This window comes from Enterococcus lemanii (assembly GCF_016909125.1).
GTDB lineage: Bacteria > Bacillota > Bacilli > Lactobacillales > Enterococcaceae > Enterococcus_I > Enterococcus_I lemanii.
The window spans coordinates 1-4,225 of the sequence record NZ_JAFBFD010000069.1; the positions used below are offsets into that span (position 1 = coordinate 1).

5 protein-coding genes are annotated in these 4,225 nt (G+C 34.1%); 4 read left to right on the top strand and 1 reads right to left on the bottom strand.

What is annotated here, in order from left to right:
- Positions 1-108: 108 nt before the first annotated feature.
- On the bottom strand, positions 109-336 hold the full coding sequence (gene mazE, locus JOD14_RS12960; RefSeq protein WP_204655193.1) for a type II toxin-antitoxin system PemI/MazE family antitoxin: 228 nt from the start codon (positions 334-336) through the stop codon (positions 109-111).
- Between the two features lie 265 nt (positions 337-601).
- Between mazE and JOD14_RS12965 the strand changes: the two genes are divergently transcribed.
- The 4 genes from JOD14_RS12965 to JOD14_RS12980 all read left to right on the top strand — a co-directional run bounded on the left by JOD14_RS12965 (position 602) and on the right by JOD14_RS12980 (position 4,162).
- Entirely contained in the window at positions 602-1,402 is an 801-nt protein-coding gene (locus tag JOD14_RS12965) for a hypothetical protein (protein ID WP_204655194.1), read from the top strand.
- Positions 1,403-1,715: 313 nt separating this feature from the next.
- Positions 1,716-2,063 carry a transposase gene (locus JOD14_RS12970; RefSeq protein WP_204655195.1) on the top strand — a complete coding sequence of 116 codons (348 nt, stop codon included), beginning with the start codon at positions 1,716-1,718 and terminating at the stop codon, positions 2,061-2,063.
- A 147-nt stretch (positions 2,064-2,210) separates the two neighbouring features.
- Positions 2,211-2,657, top strand: a complete 447-nt coding sequence (locus JOD14_RS12975) for a hypothetical protein (RefSeq protein ID WP_204655196.1) — start codon at positions 2,211-2,213, stop codon at positions 2,655-2,657.
- A 311-nt stretch (positions 2,658-2,968) separates the two neighbouring features.
- A complete protein-coding gene (locus JOD14_RS12980) occupies positions 2,969-4,162 on the top strand; it encodes an ABC transporter ATP-binding protein (RefSeq protein ID WP_204655197.1) in 1,194 nt (397 codons plus the stop codon).
- Positions 4,163-4,225 lie beyond the last annotated feature (63 nt).

Sequence of the window (4,225 nt, forward strand, 5' to 3'; positions counted from 1 at the left end):
AGGTCTAAACAACCGTTCGCACTACTGGGTAGGAATAAGTGTAATGGTTATCTGTAAGGGCAGAAACCCTGTCGAATTTAGACAGACACAAGCCCTCTCTTCAAACGGTTACGTTAAGTGGGGGTCGTTGACATCAGACCATTCGTCATCATGATAATACACTCCAGTTGGCAGATCATCTTCAAATGGATCTTCTATTTTAGGAATCAGAATTATCGAACCATCATCCTCGTAGAAAACTAAGTAAGTCTCGTCAACTTTTGGTTTTTCTTTTCCATTTATCGGCAGTGTAACGACAACTGAATTTCCCTGCGCTCTTGATTTTGTAGTCAACATTCTAAACAACTCCTTTCGATGTAACTCAGTGTTATTTAGTTACATTATAAATGATTTTAGTTGTTTGTAAAATCTTTCCTCCTGTTTCTGGCTATATTTTTAACTTAACTAGGCAGAAGTCGCCCATCCTCTATAGGTTGGTGATGAATGCTGTTCGGTATGAGGGTTATCGTGGGTAACTCGAAAACCGACATATACTTGAATCACTGATTAGCCTTCTGTAATCTAGTCTGTGTTATAATTACACTAAAGGATGGTGATTGCAATGAAATGGATTGGATTATTATGCACCTTATTTTTTATTAGTGCTTGTCAAACAAAACCGACGACACCAACAACAACACAAAGCTCAACAAGTAGCCAAATGCAAACAAGCTCAAGCAGTCAAGCAACGACAACTTCCCAAACGACTTCTTCTACAATGAGTAGTTCAGAAGTTGCGACTCAAGACCAAGAAAATCTGGTTGGAACTTGGCAACAACCAAACCAACAATTAACCGTGGATGCTTTAGGGAACTGGCAACTAACCGGCAACATCAACAGTTCTGGTACTTTAACAGTTGCCGCTGATTTTGAACAAACGAAAATGTTGAAACTTTATGGTTTCAACTCAAATATTGCGGGAATCGGAACTTACTTCATTGCCAAACTTAACGACGATTCTTCTAAAATGAATTTTGGTTATTTAGGTACCTTCACCCGAACTGGTCCTTCAGCTGAAGCATTGTCCCCTACCATTTATCAACCTGCTTACTTAACAGAAGCCATTGATTTTTCGAATCATATTATTGGTACTTGGACTTTAACCGAAGGCATTGAATTTCGTGATACGCGTAACTTTAATCCGGATGGCTCACTCGACATCTTTTCTGACGGGCGTGGCGAGGCTTTGACTGGGCAATATAGCGTGAATTACTTATCTGATACACGTTTAGAGCTAACCATGACTTATGATGAAACCGGTAATTCTTTTACAAGTACGTATACAATTATTGATGGCGTGATGCGTGAAGAGGGTTTTGAAGATTATAAATGGACACGAAACACGGTGCCTACGCTTCCTTAATCAGTTAGCACAACCAAACTATTGTTTCGGCTAAACAAATACCACGTACAATCACAAAAAATAACCGTAACTTGCTAAAGTTAGACGGTTATTTTTTCCCTAGATAATTCATACTTTTTCTATTTACCTCTCAGTTCCCTTATCTATCAATGGATAAGGGAATTTTCTTTTTTCACCCATTTAGTGTACAAAAAGAGCCCTCCTTTTGTTATTGTAAAGTCGTCCAAAACCAATAAAGGAGTGCTCTCTATGCCGACTTTACAACAAACTTCCCTTCAAATGCTAACTCTCTAACCGTTGCGTGCATCAATTAATGACTCGTTTAGGTGAATTACTTTTAACTGAAACCAATCAAAGACAGGTCATTGTAGATAGTGACGCTACCCATTTTGATACGTTTGGTAAGCAGGAAGATAGCGATTATAACGGACATTACAAAACCAATGGCTATCATCCTCTCCTTGCTTTTGAACAACAAACAGGCGCTTTATTAGGTGCTCAGTTACGACCTGGAAATCACTATACTTCAAGGGATTCAGAAATGTTTCTTGCGCCTATTTTGCATTCGTTCGCTACTCAAGAAATGAAAAGTAGTTTTGATCGAAATGCAGATTTTAATTTTTTACTTAATCAAATGAAATTATCATATATAGCGATTTAAAAAAGATTTAATAAGGTTGAAGCAATCATTAATTTTTATTGAATTTTCCTTCACAGACAACTTTTTAATGTTACTATGATATATATAGAACTTTTCTCTATTTGTTTATAAAATCCTCCGATATTACACGGAAAGGGAGTGTTTAGAGTGAAAAGAAAGTTTCTTTTCTTGTTTTTTATTTTTCTAGTATTACCCATTGGTTTATTTTTTTGTTGGAAATTTTATCAGAACACTACTAGAGAAATTATTTCTGTTGATGATATAACTGAAGTACGGTTAGAAAAACAAGGTAACGACCTTTATATGATTGGTCAGGCAGAATTAAAATATTTTGAAAAAATTTCTAACTACGGTGCAGTACAAATTGATGATATTCTCTACATCTACGTCATTAAAATGAAATCGCTCACTAATGAGGATTCATTTAACTTAAATATTAGCGCTATGACAGTATCTGATTCACTTGATGAACCACAAAATATATATCTAGTTAGCGGTGAGGATATTGTTGTGAAAGATCCAAATGATTCCAAGCGAGACCATATTGAAGTAACCAATTACTCAAATAAAATTGAGTTATTCCCGGATAGATAATTACGCTTTCATAACAATTGAAATGTAATTTATTTATTAGAGATTTTATAGTATGAAAAGAAAACTATTTGTTTTGCTATTACCTGTTGTTTTTTAATTGGACTCTCGTCATTGGATAGGTAATAAGAATGTGGTTTTAGCATCAAATGACTCTGTATCTGCTACTTTTTTGGGACAACCTCTTTTAGATAGACAAGGACAAATTTTGATTGCTGCTAGATATTATCATGCACCTTGGTTTAATGCCCAGTATAAATTTATCTTATAATTTTTTAAGAGCCTTTTTGAGCTCTTTTTTAAGGAGACTATATATGATTAAAATTAGAAACTTAACCAAGAAATATAAGGATAAACGAATTCTCGATAAAGTTTCATTTGTCGTGAACGATCCAAGCAAGATATACAGTCTAATTGGTGAAAGTGGTACAGGTAAAACAACCCTTTTTAATATTTTATTCGGTCTAGACAAAGATTACTCTGGAATGTACCAACTATTTGGTAGAGATTCGATTAATTTGAGTCATTCAGAGTGGGCAACACTAAGAGAAAAATACATTCGTATGGTCTTCCAAGATTATAAATTATTGGATAATTTTAGCGTGATTGAAAATATCCGTGTATCGGGTAATTATTCTGTTGATAATATTGAGGAAGTACTACAGGAATTAGATATTGACGATGTAAAAAATCATCTTGTCTCTGAACTAAGTGGAGGTCAAAAACAACGTGTTGCTATTGCTCGAGCAATCATTGCAGAGCCTAAAATCCTATTACTTGATGAACCAACTGGAAATCTAGATGGTATGACTTCTGAAAAAATAATGAAGTATCTACAACGATTACGAGACAAAGGCATTTTAATTTTTATTATTACACATGACACTGCTCTATCTGGCCTATCAGATATTGTTTTTGAATTAAAAGATCAAAAAATAACAATGATTAAAGAATCGAATTCTCTAGTACCTACGGACGAATTTACGGTAAAAAAAGAACCGACTAGCAAAAAATATCTTAGTAAATATGTGATAAATACCTTACTTCGAACAAAGAAAAGAATCTTTTATTTAGCTATTCCTGCAGTTATTATTTTATCTATTTTTATCTTAGGGTTTAGTGCCTATAGAGCTAATTCTACTTTGTCATTTAAACAGCTTTTCAATGGTTTGGGTAATCAAATCATTTTAATGGATACTCAAAATTTGAAAGCAGAGCAGATTAGTAATTTCAACGAACGTGGCATTCAAAGCTCTTTTGATGGAGAAAGAATTGGCTTTTCTGAGGAGGATTTCGAAGCCGTCTCAGATATTGAAAATGTTGAGACTGTCTATCTGTCTTTAGGGGAAGTCACTTCAAATCATGATAAAAATTTGTATACATTAAGCGCACATTACAATCAATCTGATTATTCAAAAATTCTACAAAAATACGTAACATTAATAAACAGAGTTGAACATCTTTCATTTTATTTTATCACTAGTGGTGCAAAGATTATTTCGCACTAAAAACCTCATTTATCACTATCTAAACCAAAAAAAGTCCTTTATACTGAATCAAGGATGACTTAT